Here is a 14,696-nt window from a genome sequence, read left to right as displayed (position 1 = left end):
CAAGCTATTAAAGCGAGGGTTAATCCTGCTGTGCAGACCCCATCTTTAATACCCCTGGTTTAGACCTGAATCCTTACCACTCATCCTTCTTCCTTCTTCCTTCTTCCTTCTTCCTTCATATTATGAAAATTCACTGGTATCCCGGTCACATTGCCAAAGCGGAACGGGCATTAAAAGAACAGCTAAAGCGGGTAGATGTGGTGCTCGAAGTCCGAGATGCCCGCATTCCCTTGGCTACTTTTCACCCCCAAATGCCGAGCTGGGTGGGCGGCAAGGCGCGAGTCTTGGTCATCAACCGCATGGATATGATTACGCCTCGATCGCGCGAGGCTTGGGAAACATGGTTTGAGGCCCAGGGGGAAACTGCGTATTTTACCAATGCCGAGCACGGTCACGGAGTAGACGCTGTGGCGGATGCAGTGCAGAATGCTGGGGTGCAGCTAAATAAAAGAAGGTTCGATCGAGGTATGCTGCCCCGTCCAGTCCGCGCAGTGGTAATGGGATTTCCCAATGTCGGAAAATCTGCTTTAATTAATCGGCTGTTAGGGCGGAGAGTGGTAGATAGTGCCCGCAGAGCTGGAGTAACTAAATCGCTCCGATGGATTCGCATTTCTGACGAAATTGAATTATTAGACGCCCCCGGAGTGATCCCAACCCGAATTAACAATCAAGAAAATGCCATAAAATTAGCTATTTGCGAAGATATTGGTGAAGCAGCTTACGACAATCAGGTAGTAGCAGCAGCGATGGTAGATTTGCTCCGAGGGCTGCAAGCGGCTGATGAGACTTTGATATCAATATCTGGTTTCAAATCCAGGTATAAATTAGATCCAGCTTCTAGTAATGGTGAAGATTATTTGCACGAGGTAGCAAAAGACAGGTATAAAGGAGATGTCGAACGAACGGCGCGGCAGATGTTAAACGATTTTAGAACTGGTGTTTTGGGTCAACTTACTTTGGAGTTGCCGCCCGCTTGATCGGATTCGTACCCTACAACTAATCAGAAACCGTATTCAATAGTGAGTTGCGGGCGCTGAGAATGTGAACTTCGTCTCCTATGTGTAATATTTTTTCTGCTGCGTGAGGTGCGACTCGCGTGTTAACAATCAGCCGACTAAAGTGATTTAAATGGCCTTTTTTTACCAAGTCAGGCATGATTTCCTTCTGCTTGGCTGTTAGTATATTTTTAAAATTGGGATCGCCTGGTTTCGCCCCATAATTTCGCGTAGATAGGATATATGGCTGACCCGGATTAATAGCTTCAAATATTACTGTCCCTATTTTAAACCTAACAATTTCATCGGCTTGTGAGAAAAGTTGGTCTTCCCAAAAAGCCGGGACATCTCCTATTTCAATATTAGCTCGCAAGCGATGGCGCATCTCGTTAACGCAAACTCTCGGAAACCAAGATGCAACTTCGGCAATTGTTGCGGTACTGATAATGCTTGGCCCTGGTGCAGCGGTATTGTCGGGAAAACCTGTCAGCAAGTTTTCAATTAACTTGACGGGGAAACCGAAGTAGTTGCTCAACCAAGATTCTATTCCCGGGCGTTCTCTATCTACATGAAAAAAAAATTCTTGTTCGGTGTCTTGTATTTTCAGGCCGGCAATTCTCTTTTTGATGTCAAAGGATAAGCGTAGAAAACAGACTCCGCTGTTGCGCTTAGTGTTAACAAATTCTCCGGCTGCATCGCAGATTGCAAAAGAGCGATCGCCTTCTAGAGCTCCGCTGGCTAGAATAGTTGCTTGACTGACTGCTATGCCGTCAAGGGACTTGACCGGATAGATATGAATGCTGGCGACGTAGGACATTTCGAGCCATTGATAAATAATTGTCGTTTTAGATACATTCTAGCATCCCCTGTCTGCAGAAGGATGACAGCAGTTGACTTTACTAAATAAAATATGAATGAAATAAAAATTGGTCACTTTTTTGAAGTTTACATTGTGCCGGAGTGGCGTGTAAAGAAAAATCAAATAAGTCGGGCCAAGCTTGCGGTAGATATTATGCTATAAAATAGAAAAAATTAAACAATTGAACCGAGTTATAAGCAATGACTGAAAGCGGAAATAGAGGCATGATTTCGAGACGCAATTTAATGTTGAAGGCTGGTGCAGGGATGTTGGCGGCCAGCTTGGTACCTGCGTTTTTACAAGCCGAAGCAGCAAAGGCCGAGGCAATCTCTGAGCTTACTCCTAACAGTGCTCTTCAGAAATTGATGGAGGGAAATCAACGCTACATTGAGCAAAAACGGACATTTCCCGACCAAGCTCGATCGCGAATTGTAGAAGTAGCACAGGGTCAACATCCGTTTGCAACCATCCTGGCTTGTTCTGATTCGCGCGTTGCTCCCGAAATTATTTTCGACCAAGGATTGGGGGATTTATTTGATATCCGAGTAGCGGGCAATTTTCTCGACGATGTGGTTCTCGGAAATATAGAATATGCGGCCTTAGAATTAGGCGTGCCGCTATTAGTAATTCTGGGTCACGAACGCTGCGGTGCTGTCAAAGCAGCTTTAGATGGTAAAGCTGTTCCGGGTCACATTAGCACTTTGGTGGCGGCGATTAAACCGGCAGTTGATTCGACCAAAGGTCAAACAGGCGATGCGTGGGATAACGCAGTCAGAGCTAATGTGAAAATGAATGTAAATAATTTACAATCCTCGTCGCCTATTTTAGCGGAAGCAATCAAAGCGGGCCAGCTTAAAGTTGTTGGGGGCCGCTACGATTTGGATAGCGGCAAAGTAGAGATAATTGCTTGATTTTGCTGGTTGCATCTCATATCAATTCCGGTTGCACCGGAATTATTGTTGACTGTTGACTGTTGACTGTTGACGGGCGGGTCGAAAAACTGAATGGTTGAGTGTTAACTGTTGACTCGATTTTATTATTCCGATGCAACCGGAAACGATATCATATCTTGGAATATTTTTAATGAACAGGCAAGATGACTGTTCCACAATCCGAGAATTTGATTGTAGGGTGGGCATCCTGCCCGCCCATAAAAGCCATAATTTCAATTACATTAAACCCATTTCTTGCAGTCCCCGGCGCAGGCGTTCTGCTTCAAATGGGCGGCGCTGTTCGTGAAGGGCGATCGCTCTTTTAAATTCTGCTAAACTTTCTGGCATTTTGCCAATTTTGAGCAAGGCTACTGCCAAGTTTTGATGAGCTTCCGCGTGTTCGGGATCGATTTTTATCGCTTGTCGGTAATAGGCGATCGCATGTGTTAAATTTCCGGCTGCTTTCAGCGTCAGCCCTAAGTTGTAGTGACCTGCTGCAAAATTGGGGTCAATTTTTAAAGCTGCTTTGTAAGCTTTTTCAGCAGATTTCAAATCTCCTTCATCTTTGAGCAAATTGCCCAAATTATTGTAAGCGCCCAACTTGAGCGGCGGGAAAACATCTGTATTAATTGCCGCTTGATAGTGTTCTTTTGCTTTGGCAAACTGCTGCTGCTGGCGATATGCAATTCCCAAATGATAGTTGAGTTCGTAAAGAATAGAATCATCAATTGCAGCAGCAGTCAAGCCCCTGGTTAATAAATTAATTCCCCGCGCCAGTTGCCCGGTTTCTACATACAAAGCGCCTAATTTGCTACAAGCATAAGCATCGTCTGGATAATAAGCGATAAAGCGTTCCATTGCTGCTTGAGCTTTTTGGAATTTACTTTTTGCGGCGATCGCATCTTTTTGATAACCAGAGTGCCAAATCGCCACATCGGGGAGAGAAGCTATTTTCCAATTTGGTTCCCTGTGCACAATCTCAGCCACGCTGTCGTCTACCATTGCGTGGTAAGGGCGAGAAAAGCGGATATCCAGGCGATTGCGAAACAAGCGCGACACTAGGGAATAGGGAGATTGAGAGGCACCGATTTCTTGGCGGATGAGATTGATTAGCAGCAGTCGATCGCTCGCAATTGCCTGCTTTATTTGAGGTTGAATCTCCGGTACCAAAACCTCATCGGCATCCAACACCAAAATCCAGTCGCCCTGGGCGTGCTTCAGACACTCATTGCGCGCCGCTGCGAAGTCGTCGCACCATTCAAAGTCATAAACCCTCGCCCCGGATTCTCGGGCAATTTCACGGGTGCGATCGCCCGATCCCGTATCCACCACCACCATTTCGTCAACAACACCCTTAACGCTGTCCAAAGTCCGCGACAGTGTTGCCTCTTCATTCTTCACAATCATGCACAGAGTCAGATCCATCGGGCGCAAACTTTCCTCATTTCACAGAAATATTGTAAATTTTTTAACCACCAAAACACAAAAAGTCCCAGAAAAGATTCTCCTATTTCCCTTTGGCTTTGAGCATAAGTACCTTTCTTCCCTAGAAAAAGTGGGTTAACTCTTTTGAGATATTAAAAAGCCTCAAACTGGGACGATTCATGAGAAATCCTACCACTTTCGGTTCCTCCCTACGGTAGAGGTAAGTGCCCGATAGCGGTTGTTATTCTAAGAACATAAGACAAGGCACGAGAAAAGTTTAAGTATTCAGGAGAAAGAGAAATGGGAATTATCGCTTGGATCGTTTTAGGACTGATTGCCGGTGCGATCGCCAAAGCCATTTACCCGGGAACTCAAGGTGGCGGTTTTCTGGCAACAACTGGTTTAGGAATTTTGGGCGCCCTAGTGGGAGGTTATCTAGGTCAAGTCTTACTGGGGACGAGCGGGGGAGCTTCGTTCGGAGCATTGACTCTACCCAGCATAGCTTTTGCAGTTGTAGGTGCGATCGTTCTACTTTTCATCTGGGGATTGTTAACTCAGCGTGCAGCATAATAAATATTGCCAATTCCCAGTCGATCGACTTTTAGGGTATTCATAAACCCGGTTTCTTCAAGAAACCGGGTTTTTCAGTTGTTGGTAGGATGCGTCACCCTACTTTTACCAAATCCGCGTGAAAAACCCCGATCAGACTCAGCGCTTGCAACGGTTCAAGAGCAAAACTTTCGTCCTAACAGAGGGGACTGAAGAATAAAGGGGTAAAAATCCCGGAGTTGGTATTAATTAATCAATCCGCAAATTGAAAGGCAAGCGAACATAAACCCCCTGCGGGTCGTTCATCGACTTGATCACAGCCAATTCATCTTGCATTTTCTTAAATTCGGCCGTTAGCGGGTCGAGTTTGGCGGCTGGTTTCAAAACGTGAACGCCTGAAATTCTTTCCAAAATTCGCTCCTCCAAAGTGCGGCGTTTTGGATATTCTTCCAACTTCCAATCGTCGCCGAGTTTAGCTTGCTTCGCCGCCTCTCTGACAGCATCTTCAAGACCGCCAATTTCATCGACTAAACCCAACTGTTTCGCGGCAGTACCAGACCACACCCTGCCTTGAGCAATTTCTTGTACCTTGTTTTTCGGCAGTTTGCGGGAGTTGGCGACTTTAGTAATAAATCGATCGTAAATGCGATCGACTATCCTCTGAATATTCGCCAATTCTTGAGGATTTTTGGGACGGGAAACCGTGTTAGTATCCGCAAACCGGGCGGTTTTCACAACGTCCCAAGTCAGGCCGTTGTTAGCAGCCAACTTTTCGGCGTTAAACAGCATTCCAAAAACGCCGATCGAACCGGTAATCGTATTGGGTTCGGCAAAAATGCGGCTGGAACCCATCGAAATCCAATAGCCGCCGGAAGCTGCTAAATTGCCCATCGAAACGATAACGGGTTTCTTTTTGCCCGTCAGCATAACTTCGCGCCCAATGACTTCGGCCGCCGTCGCGCTGCCTCCTGGACTGTTGACGCGCAAAACCACTGCTTTTACGTCGTTATCTTCTCTAATTTTCCGCATTTCTTGAGCGATGCGATCGCCTCCTACTTGAGTCGGGCCCCCTTCGCCGTCTACAATCTCTCCCTCGGCGTAAAGTATAGCAATTTGGTTTTTATTGTTAGCGCGAGTTGAGTTTTTATTCTCAGCAACTCTTGCGTAATTTTTCAAACTAATTTGTTTGAAAGATTTGTTTTCGCCATCGATTCCTGTGAGTTTTTTAAGTTCAGTCGATATTTCGTCAAAGTATACAACTTTATCAACTAACTTGCTTTTTAGAGCTTCGTCAGCCATCAAAGTTCCGCCATTATCTGCAAGCGCTTGCAGTTGCGGAACAGTCACTTTGCGACTCGGGGCGACAGTTTGCAGGTATTCTCCCCACATATCTCCGAGCAACTTTTGAGTTTGCTGGCGATTTTCGGGACTCATTTTTGTGAGCAAAAACGGCTCAACGGCTGACTTGTATTTGCCGACGCGAGTCACTTGCACTCCCAGGCCGTATTTCTCCAAAGCACCGGTGAAAAACATTGCCTGACTGCTAAAACCGTTGATTTCCAAAGCGCCGTAAGGATTGACTGCAATTGTATTAGCAACGGAACCGAGGTAATAATCTCGCTCCTTCCAGTCCATCTGGTAAGCAAAAATGGGTTTTTTGGCATCTCGAAAACGCTGCAGGGCCGATCGAACTTCTTTGAGATTGGCAAACCCGCTGCTGCTCGAATCCGAGCTACCTTCGAGATAAATGCCAACTATTTTCGGGTCTTTTTTCGCATATTCGATCGTGTCTAAAACAGTCCGCAGCGTCACTGTATCGCCGGAATCTTCCGAAAGCACTTCTTCAATCGCCGCGCCAGTGCTACGGCTCGGTTTGCTGTCGGTGATATTTAAAGAAAGGTCTAATACCAATACCGACTTATCTTTAACTTGCGGGCCCGAATCTTTGGACGAGGATGCCGCCATAGCAATTAGCACTACCAGTCCTCCCAATCCGATGCTGCCCAGCAGCAGCAGTCCTAGGAAGGTTCCCAGTAAACTTGCACAGGTATATTTTAGGAAATCTTTCATTAGATAATTGGTAATTAGTGATTAGTTATTAGTCATTAGTCATTAGTTATTAGTGAGAGCAAATCCGGTGAAAGCGGAATGATACCGAGCGTGTGAGCGGGAGGCTCGCACTGCACTCGGAAAAATATTATTCCGATGAAGCGCGAAAACGATTTTATTGGTAATTCCTGCAACTAGGATTTAGCAATTATCCGCTGTCGTTAGTTATTAGCTAATGACTTTTGACTGCTGACTAATGACTTTTGACTGCTGACTCACTTTTATCTTAACCTTTCCAAAACCCCAGAATGTTTTAGCTCATCCAAATTAGCGCAGCCCGTACAGAACATCACGGTAGCGATTTCTGCAATTAAAACCTCAGCTAGGAGGGCTGCGGCTGATTCCGATTCCGCTGCCGCTTGCAGAAACGGCCGCGCCAGTCCCGCAATATCCGCGCCAAGAGCGAGAGCCTTCGCTGCATCCAATCCATTCTGCAAGCCTCCAGAGGCAATCAGAGGAACATCCGGCGCTACGGCGCGGGTGCTGACAATGCACTCGGCTGTCGGTATTCCCCAGTCGGCAAAGGTTGCGCCCAACCTGCGCTGCTTGCTATCTTTAGCTCGCTCTCCTTCTATTTTGGCCCAAGAAGTGCCTCCTGCTCCGGCAATGTCGATCGCACCTACCCCAGCGGCGAGCAATTTCTTTGCCATCTTTCCTGAAATACCGTTGCCGACTTCTTTAGCAATTACTGGCACTGGTAATTTAGCGCACAATTTGGCAATTTTATCTAGGAGTCCTTTAAAGTTAGTATCACCTTCGGTTTGGACGCACTCTTGCAGCGGATTGAGGTGCAAAATTAGGGCATCTGCTTCTAAAATATCAACAATTTTTTGGCACTCTTCCAAACCGTAATTGTAGTTTAATTGAACTGCTCCGATATTGGCAAACAGCAGAATATCTGGAGCGCGGCGACGGACGGCAAATGTAGAAGCTAGTTGAGGATTTTCTACGACGATTCGCTGGGAACCGACTCCCATTGCTAGTTTGTATTCTTGAGCGACATCGGCGAGGCGATAATTGATTGTCTGGGCTAATTCTGTGCCACCTGTCATCGAGGAAATTAGCAGGGGAACGGCTAGTTTTTTGCCTAGAAATGTGGAGGTTAAATCAATTTCAGTGCGATCGAGTTCTGGCAAACAGCAGTGCTCAAAACGGTAGCGTTCGAGGCCGCTGGTAGTTTCGCGAAATTGTACGTCTTCTTCGAGGCAAATCCGCAGGTGGTCTGCTTTGCGGGTTTCAGTTTGCGAGGGGGAGGTTAGCGGCAAGTTCACAATGGCTATTTGGCGAAAGAGTTGTGATTTGGGAATATAGCAATTTTATTTCATTTTTGAATTTTTTAATGAACCGCAGAGAGCGCAGAGGGCGCAGAGGAGAAGAAAATAGAGAGGTGCGTAAATCCTGCCAGGGTTGCTGTATTATCCAGGAACAGTCAGCGGCATTCCGTTATCGGAAGGTTTTAACTTGAGTAAAAAAGGAACTGCTTTTTGCACCCATGCTTTGACTGATGTGTAACTTGCCGCATCTTCTCCGAAACAAATTTCGAGCATATCCGTGTGAATTATCCCCGGATTCAAAGGAACTGCTGCCATACCTGCAGGCAATTCTTGAGCGAGCGATCGCGTAAGTCCTTCTATTGCCCACTTGGAAGCGCAATAGGGCGCGACTTCCGGCGAAGTTGACCTTCCCCAACCCGAACTAAAGTTGACAATTATGCCGCTTTTTCGAGCAATCATTGCCGGGACAAAGTGACGAATTACATTAGCCGTACCTTTAATATTAACATCAATTACCTGGGAAAATTCTTCATTGCTGACATTCCAAAGAGGCGCGAGATGATTAGCTACACCTGCATTATTAATTAGCAAATCTGGCGGCTCATTTTTTGCCAAACTTTCTGTTGCCCAAGCTTTTATTTGCTCGTCGCTGGTGACATCCAAACAAGTAAAATGATGGGGCGCACTATATTTTTGGTTGAGTTTTTCCACCGCTTCTGAAGAACGGGCGCATCCCACAACTGTATGTCCCAATTCAATAAACTTTTCGGTCATGGCAAGACCGAGACCGCGACTGACTCCGGTAATTACAATTAATTTTGTCATAGAGTTGCTCCAAGTTTGACATTAAGTAATAGAATACATATTGACTGGTGAATTGACAAATCGATCGCAGGGGAAAAGCATGAAAGTTAAAGCAGCCGTTGCTCGCAGTGCCGGCAAACCTTTGAGCATTGAAACGGTTGATCTAGATGGGCCCAGGGCTGGAGAGGTGTTGGTGGAAATTAAAGCCACGGGTGTTTGTCACACTGACGCTTACACTCTTTCCGGTGCCGATCCTGAAGGCTTGTTTCCTGCTATCTTAGGCCACGAGGGAGCCGGGATTGTCGCAGAAGTTGGGGCGGGAGTCACGAGTGTCAAAGTGGGCGATCGGGTAATTCCTCTCTACATTCCCGAATGCCGCAACTGCGAATATTGTTTGAGCCGCAAAACTAATCTCTGTCAAGCAATTCGCGTGACTCAAGGCCAGGGAGTGATGCCCGACGGCACGAGTAGGTTTTCTATAGATGGGCAGAAACTTTACCATTACATGGGAACTTCTACCTTTGCTAATTATACAGTATTGCCGGAAATTGCAGTAGCAAAAATTCGCGAAGATGCTCCTTTTGATAAAGTTTGTTTGATCGGCTGCGGCGTAACAACTGGCATCGGCGCTGTCATTAATACTGCGAAAGTAGAGCCTGGTTCTAATGTGGTAGTTTTCGGTTTGGGCGGCGTGGGTTTGAATGTAATTCAAGCGGCTCGCCTGGTGGGAGCTAACATGATTGTCGGCGTAGACTTGAATCCCGACAAGCGAGAGATGGCGGAAAAATTCGGCATGACTCACTTTGTCAATCCCCGCGAAGTGGAAGGCGATTTAGTCCCTTATTTGGTAGATTTAACCAAAGGCGGAGCTGATTACAGTTTTGAATGTATCGGCAACATTAATGTGATGCGCCAAGCTTTGGAATGCTGCCACAAAGGTTGGGGCGTGAGCGTAATTGTTGGGGTAGCGGGAGCCGGTCAAGAAATTAGCACCCGCCCGTTTCAGCTAGTAACTGGCCGCGTTTGGAAAGGCACGGCTTTTGGCGGGGCAAAAGGCAGAACTGATGTTCCTAAGATTGTTGATTGGTACATGGACGGTAAAATTGATATTGATAGTTTGGTATCTCGGGTAATGCCGATCGACCAAATTAACGAAGCTTTTGATTTAATGCACAAAGGCGAAGTAATTCGCACAGTGTTGACATTTTGAGTTTTTGAACGAAGAAGCAAGAGAGAAGACGGAAGAAGGAAGACATGACTTACGGAAAAAGTGGTTTTACGCGCTATCTATAGCCGTAAGGTACACGGCTGCACCCTACATAACTTCTCTTTTCTCTCTGCCTCTGCGTCCTCTGCGCCCTCTGCGGTTAATAAAAAAAATTCCTTCAAAAATGAAATAGAATTAATATGATATCAGAATCCCTAAAACAGCACAAAGAACAGAAAAGTTTCGGTGGCAAACTCGGCTTTTATAGCCATCAATCCTCTGCTTGCAACAGCGAGATGAAATTCGCTGTTTACCAGCCCCCGCAAGCTTTATCTCAACCCGTACCAGTTTTGTATTTTCTATCAGGTTTAACCTCCACGGAAGAAAACTTTATGGCAAAAGCGGGGGCGCAACAATTTGCGGCAAAATACGGGTTAATGCTGGTTGCGCCCGACACTAGCCCGCGCAATACTGGCATTCCTGGCGAAGATGAAGATTGGGATTTAGGAAGTGGTGCGGGTTTTTATGTTGATGCGACAGCCGCACCTTGGAATTCTCACTATCGGATGTACAGTTATGTGGTTGATGAATTGCCCAATTTAATCGCCGAAAATTTTCCAGCGATACCCGAAAAACAGGGAATTTTCGGTCATTCGATGGGCGGACACGGGGCTTTAATTTGCGCTTTGAAAAATGGATCTCGCTATCTTTCAGTTTCCGCTTTTGCGCCTATTTCCGCCCCAATGCGCTGCCATTGGGGACAAAAAGCTTTTGCAAACTACCTCGGCAGCGACCAACAGATTTGGAGGGCTTGGGATGCTAGCGAATTGGTGCTTGAGGCGCAATACAACCGCCCGATTCTGATTGACTGCGGCACTGCTGATTCGTATCTGGCTGACGGGCAGTTGTTGCCGGAAGTGTTTGCGGAGGCTTGTGCAAAAGCGGGACAGCCACTAACTTTAAGAATGCAGGAAGGTTACGATCATAGCTATTATTTTATAGCTAGTTTTATGGAGGAACACATTCGCCATCATGCGGCTGTTTTGTGCGGGTAGTTGCTAGCAGGAAGCAGGCTAAATGCCTGCTCCACTACAACTGGGTTAATTAAGATTAATCGGAAATACCCAGTCTTTGTACTTGCTGTCGCGATTTTCGATAATCCCGGTTAGTTTGTCCAAAATCTTTTCGGTGATGGGTCTATTTTGGGGCAATTGATAGTTTTCTACTCGGTTAATTGGCGTAATTTTGGCTGCGGTTCCGCACAGGAAAATCTCGTCTGCAATCAACAATTCTGATTTATCAACTGGTCTTTCTGTGATTTCAATTCCTAAGTCTCTAGCGATAGTGATAACGCTGTCTCTGGTAATTCCTTCGAGAATATCTTGCTCGAAACCTGGAGTAACTAATTTACCGTTTCTGGCGACAAATATGTTCATCCCTGAAGCTTCGCTGACTTTTCCCTGAGAATTCATCATGATCGCTTCGTCGAAGCCGGATTGTACTGCTTCTGTTTTAGCTAAAGCTGAGGTGATGTAAGCGCCGCTAATTTTACCTCTTAAGGGCAAACTGCGGTCTTCTTGGCGGTACCAAGAGCTAATTCTACAGTTGACTCCTTCTTTGGGCAAATAGTCTGATAGTTCTAATCCGTAGACAAAAAAGTCGGTTTCTACGTTGTGCAGTCGCGGGGCAATTCCTAAACTTGATGTGTAGATAAAAGGGCGGATATAAAATGATTTTGTTGGTTGGTTTTTCTGGACAAAATCAATGATTATTTGTTGGATTTTGCTGGATGGTAAATCGCAGTGAAGGAAGCTGGCACTTTGACTTAATCTTTGACAGTGGCGGTCTAATCTAAATAGCAATATTCGATCGGCATTTTGGGGGTCGGGTATTCCCCGCAACCCGCCTAAGACTCCGGTTCCGTAGTGCAGTGCGTGGGTAGCTATGGAAATTTTGGCGTCGGTAAAGGGGAGAAATTGGTTTTGAAAGTAGGCAATTGGTAGAAAACTATCCATGATTCAAGCTGGCGATGAGTTTGGCAGTCCGCTAGGAAAGCTGAATTTGGTTATATTACCATAAGTTATACCATTTGAGATTTGAGATTGAGAATGGCTGATTTGATAAGGGTTTGAAGCTTGCTTACAGTGGGATTTTTTTGAGACTGGTATTATTCTTTTGTTGTTAGAGCGATTGATAAAATAATATCAAAAGCCGTCTATTAGGTTGATAATTGTTTGGGGAAAGAGTGCGATCCTCTTCGAGGGCTTCGCTAACGACTACAAACAAAAATCAACCAAGGGGCAACTATGGCACGTAAATGTTTCATCATCGAAATGGGGATGGGGGTAGACCAGCACGGACAGGAACCGACTGTAGCCTGTGCAAGGGCTGTACGGAATGCGATCGCCCACAATGCTTTGCTGGGCGTCTGGGAAGTGGCGGGTTTGACTGACCCCAATCAGATGATTGTTGAGGTAAAGGTGGCTGTTCCTTACCCGGAACAAGTGCGGGAACAGGAGGTGTTGGCGGTGCTGCCTTTTGGCAGCAAAACTCTGATTGTGGAGCAAGGAGGCATGATTGTGGCAGGAAGGGCGATCGCCTCTCTGAATGATAAAAATGATGAAATGCTAATCGCTGTAGCGGCTGTGAGTGTTTTTGTGGAAACTGAGGACTAATTAATTTTGTGTTGTTTGAATAAATCTGCGGTGAAATACGATCGCCCGATCGCATTTGCTTGTTTGGGCGATCGGGCGATCGTACGCCTGTCTGTTAAAAAATGATTAATTTAGGCTAAGTTGTAGGGTGCCCCGGAGATATGGCATGAAATATCGTTGAAAATCTGAGCCTCTGAGGCACGCTATAACTGCATCTGTTCAACGGTAAGGTTTATTTGCGCCTACCTAGTTAATTTTGAAGTTTTAATGGATAATTTTTAATTTCTCAGGCGGCCGGGTATGTAAGCAATCCAGCAAAACCCTACGATTAATAACAGCCACGTCGCTGTAATATTGCTGCCCAACAAGCTGCGGAGAAAATCTTCCATTGTTCTCAAAAATTATAGGGTTTAAAAGAATCTATTGCTGTTTCCTCTCGGATCGGCAAAGGTAGAGTGCGATTGGCTTTTAGGCAATCGTACTCTACCTCCTCTACCTCCTATTTGGGCTGGCTGGTATCTGCCAACATTTGGTTAACCATTTGCAAGTGCGCCTGAAGGTTCGGCAGCTTCTGGGTGGCCCAAGCCTTCAAGTCGGGATCTTGTCCCTTTTGAGATTGAGCCTGAAACAGAGCAATAGCCTGATTGTGGCTCTCGATCATAGCCTGCTTGTAAGCAGCATCAAAACTTGTACCCGAGAGTCCCGAAAGTCGCTCCATCAAAGCTGTGTTCTGGCTGCTCATTTCGGTTGGCAGTTTTACGCCTTTTTGCATTGCTACCTGCATCAGTTCTTCATTAGCCTGGGTGTGTTCCTTAACCATTTCTTGCCCGTATTGTTTCACACCAGCACTAGAACCGCGCTGCACTGCCAATCTGCCGAGTTCCACTTCCAGCATACCAAGTTGACCTGCTTGCATGACAAAGTTTCTGTCTTGGCTGCTGAGAGAATTAGGCGAAGTTTCGCCACCTGTTGGAGTGTTGGGAGAACGGCTGGGAGTGTTGTTGATGGGGCTATTTGGAGAACGGCCGGGAGTGTTGTTGGTGGGGGTATTTGGAGAGTTGGGAGAACGGCCGGGAGTGTTGTTGGTGGGGGTATTTGGAGAGTTGGGAGAACTGCCGGGAGTGTTGTTGGCGGGGGTATTTGGAGATTGAGGAAGAGTAGCATCGTCGGCTTGGTTATCAGCAAGCTCAAGAACCCGATCGCCCGACTGGTTGAAGCCGTTAGTCTGGCGGTTTAATTCTGCGAATCCCGGCACAGCTATCAAGGAACTAACGCCGGCAATTCCGGCAACTGTTACCAATTTTTTGAACAAACTTTTGCGATTGAGTGAAGTCATGAATTTCTAAGCCTCTAAGTTGTTTTCAAAAGTACGTCAAGCGAAGCTATCCCGTAGGGAATCGCCCGAAACTACCGATGGGAGGGTGTACTGTTTTTCCGAAACAAGTTGATCAAACCAAACGCGCCCAAGGCACCCAGCCACCCTAAATTGTTGGGGCTATCGCGCCGAGCACTCAAAACTCCAGAATTAGTATCAGTCGGCGTCGATGTGGTACCGGTTGTACCGGTTGTACCGGTTGTGCCACTGCCGGTTGTATCGGTTGTACCCGTTGTGCCGCTGCCGGTTGTACCCGTTGTGCCGCTGCCTGTCGTACCAGTTGTACCGGTTGTACCCGTTGTACCCGTGCCTGTCGTATCGGTTGTACCCGTTGTACCCGTGCCAGTGATACCGCTTGTACCAGTGCCAGTCGTACCGCTTGTACCGCTTGTACCAGTGCCACTCGTACCGCTTGTACCGCTTGTGCCAGTGCCAGTCGTACCGCTTGTACCGCTTGTACCAGTGTCACTCGTACCGCTTGTACCGCTTGTGCCAGTGCCAGTCGTACCGCTT

13 protein-coding genes and 1 pseudogene are annotated in these 14,696 nt (G+C 46.5%); 6 read left to right on the top strand and 8 right to left on the bottom strand.

Going from position 1 to position 14,696, the window contains the following annotated elements:
* Positions 1–122 precede the first annotated feature (122 nt).
* Positions 123–977, top strand: coding sequence for a ribosome biogenesis GTPase YlqF (ylqF, locus tag QUB14_RS19435; RefSeq protein ID WP_333217956.1), 855 nt, complete (start codon positions 123–125; stop codon positions 975–977).
* Between the two features lie 19 nt (positions 978–996).
* Here the strand turns inward: ylqF and QUB14_RS19430 are convergent, their stop codons facing one another.
* Positions 997–1,812 carry an MOSC N-terminal beta barrel domain-containing protein gene (locus tag QUB14_RS19430; protein WP_333217957.1) on the bottom strand — a complete coding sequence of 272 codons (816 nt, stop codon included), beginning with the start codon at positions 1,810–1,812 and terminating at the stop codon, positions 997–999.
* 242 nt (positions 1,813–2,054) lie between these two features.
* Between QUB14_RS19430 and QUB14_RS19425 the strand changes: the two genes are divergently transcribed.
* Entirely contained in the window at positions 2,055–2,765 is a 711-nt protein-coding gene (locus QUB14_RS19425) for a carbonic anhydrase (RefSeq protein WP_333217958.1), read from the top strand.
* Positions 2,766–3,023: 258 nt separating this feature from the next.
* On the opposite strand, the gene QUB14_RS19420 is transcribed toward QUB14_RS19425, so the two are convergent.
* Positions 3,024–4,211 carry a tetratricopeptide repeat protein gene (locus QUB14_RS19420; protein WP_333217959.1) on the bottom strand — a complete coding sequence of 396 codons (1,188 nt, stop codon included), beginning with the start codon at positions 4,209–4,211 and terminating at the stop codon, positions 3,024–3,026.
* 300 nt (positions 4,212–4,511) lie between these two features.
* Between QUB14_RS19420 and QUB14_RS19415 the strand changes: the two genes are divergently transcribed.
* On the top strand, positions 4,512–4,781 hold the full coding sequence (locus tag QUB14_RS19415) for a GlsB/YeaQ/YmgE family stress response membrane protein (protein WP_333037423.1): 270 nt from the start codon (positions 4,512–4,514) through the stop codon (positions 4,779–4,781).
* A gap of 228 nt (positions 4,782–5,009) precedes the next feature.
* On the opposite strand, the gene sppA is transcribed toward QUB14_RS19415, so the two are convergent.
* From sppA to QUB14_RS19400, 3 genes are all read right to left on the bottom strand, one after another.
* Positions 5,010–6,830 (bottom strand): signal peptide peptidase SppA, encoded by a 1,821-nt coding sequence (gene sppA / locus QUB14_RS19410; RefSeq protein ID WP_333217961.1) that lies wholly within the window; start codon positions 6,828–6,830, stop codon positions 5,010–5,012.
* Positions 6,831–7,090: 260 nt separating this feature from the next.
* A complete protein-coding gene (gene fni, locus QUB14_RS19405; RefSeq protein WP_333217962.1) occupies positions 7,091–8,140 on the bottom strand; it encodes a type 2 isopentenyl-diphosphate Delta-isomerase in 1,050 nt (349 codons plus the stop codon).
* 144 nt (positions 8,141–8,284) lie between these two features.
* Positions 8,285–8,968: an SDR family NAD(P)-dependent oxidoreductase gene (locus tag QUB14_RS19400; RefSeq protein ID WP_333217963.1), complete on the bottom strand. Its 684-nt coding sequence runs from the start codon at positions 8,966–8,968 to the stop codon at positions 8,285–8,287.
* A 79-nt stretch (positions 8,969–9,047) separates the two neighbouring features.
* On the opposite strand from QUB14_RS19400, the gene QUB14_RS19395 reads away from it, so the two are divergent.
* A complete protein-coding gene (locus tag QUB14_RS19395) occupies positions 9,048–10,157 on the top strand; it encodes an S-(hydroxymethyl)glutathione dehydrogenase/class III alcohol dehydrogenase (protein ID WP_333217965.1) in 1,110 nt (369 codons plus the stop codon).
* Between the two features lie 197 nt (positions 10,158–10,354).
* A complete protein-coding gene (gene fghA, locus QUB14_RS19390) occupies positions 10,355–11,209 on the top strand; it encodes an S-formylglutathione hydrolase (protein ID WP_333217967.1) in 855 nt (284 codons plus the stop codon).
* Between the two features lie 45 nt (positions 11,210–11,254).
* Here fghA and QUB14_RS19385 read toward each other — a convergent pair whose 3' ends face one another.
* Complete coding sequence (locus QUB14_RS19385; RefSeq protein WP_333217969.1) at positions 11,255–12,169, bottom strand: branched-chain amino acid transaminase; 915 nt, start codon at positions 12,167–12,169, stop codon at positions 11,255–11,257.
* A 291-nt stretch (positions 12,170–12,460) separates the two neighbouring features.
* Here QUB14_RS19385 and QUB14_RS19380 point away from each other — a divergent pair, with 291 nt between their 5' ends.
* Complete coding sequence (locus QUB14_RS19380; RefSeq protein WP_190662931.1) at positions 12,461–12,829, top strand: Lin0512 family protein; 369 nt, start codon at positions 12,461–12,463, stop codon at positions 12,827–12,829.
* Positions 12,830–13,307: 478 nt separating this feature from the next.
* Here QUB14_RS19380 and QUB14_RS19375 read toward each other — a convergent pair whose 3' ends face one another.
* Positions 13,308–14,144, bottom strand: coding sequence for a DUF4142 domain-containing protein (locus tag QUB14_RS19375; RefSeq protein ID WP_333217970.1), 837 nt, complete (start codon positions 14,142–14,144; stop codon positions 13,308–13,310).
* A 71-nt stretch (positions 14,145–14,215) separates the two neighbouring features.
* Positions 14,216–14,696, bottom strand: a pseudogene (locus QUB14_RS19370) (hypothetical protein); the annotation flags it as partial.

The sequence above is a fragment of the Microcoleus sp. B3-D2 genome (assembly GCF_036705345.1).
Taxonomy (GTDB): domain Bacteria; phylum Cyanobacteriota; class Cyanobacteriia; order Cyanobacteriales; family Microcoleaceae; genus Microcoleus.
Note: the sequence above shows the minus strand (reverse complement) of the source record. Positions and strands in the feature narration are given on the sequence as shown.